The 721-nt window shown below is 47.4% G+C and carries 1 protein-coding gene; it reads right to left on the reverse strand.

Annotated features, from left to right (window positions below):
- On the reverse strand, window positions 1–721 hold a 721-nt coding region (locus tag R7E78_RS26510), incomplete at both ends, for a cytochrome c3 family protein (protein WP_318058661.1).

Consider the following 721-nt stretch of genomic DNA (forward strand, 5'->3'; position numbering starts at 1 on the left):
AAGCGCAACCAACGTATTCTGGCCAGTATTGCCTGCCATTCGCTCTAAAGCCGATGCGCGAATGATGTCACTGATGGAAGAATCTTGAGCCGTATAAGCCAAGGCATCTGAACCACCTCTATGACCTATCGCGTCTGCATAAAATGCGACCGAAAAGTGCTGAGTGTTGCGATACTTTGATTTTGGGAACCATTGACCAATCTGCTCATCGGCCCACTTCGCATCTTTATCATCATGACAAGCGGTACAAACATTGGGCGTATTAATATGCTTGCTTAAATCTGGGCGCGGAACGTGCCAACTGTGGTCTCTACGCGGGTCTACCTGCATATAGGTCGTCTCCGGCATGTGGCACGTTGTGCATTTTGATGCCTCGGTGTTCGCTTGATGAAAGGTGTGGTTTTCTGACAGATAATCTGACGCTACATGGCATTGCGCACATACTGCTTCTTCAGGGATTTTAAGTTGGGCGGTATGTGGATCGTGACAATTTGTGCACGTTACGCCTTTCTCTGCCATAGCCGATTGCAAAAACGAGCCGTAAACATAGTCCTCATCGTAAATTTGGCCATCGTGATAATAGAGCTCAGGGGTAATTAAACTCAGACGGTACTTATCAAGAAACGTACCTTTGACGTGATCCGCTTCTTCATCCAACTGGGTACGTCGACTGTGGCACTGAGCGCAAGTTTGAACTTGGTTGGTTGGCACAATGTCTTTT

Source organism: Vibrio sp. YT-19(2023), assembly GCF_033337395.1.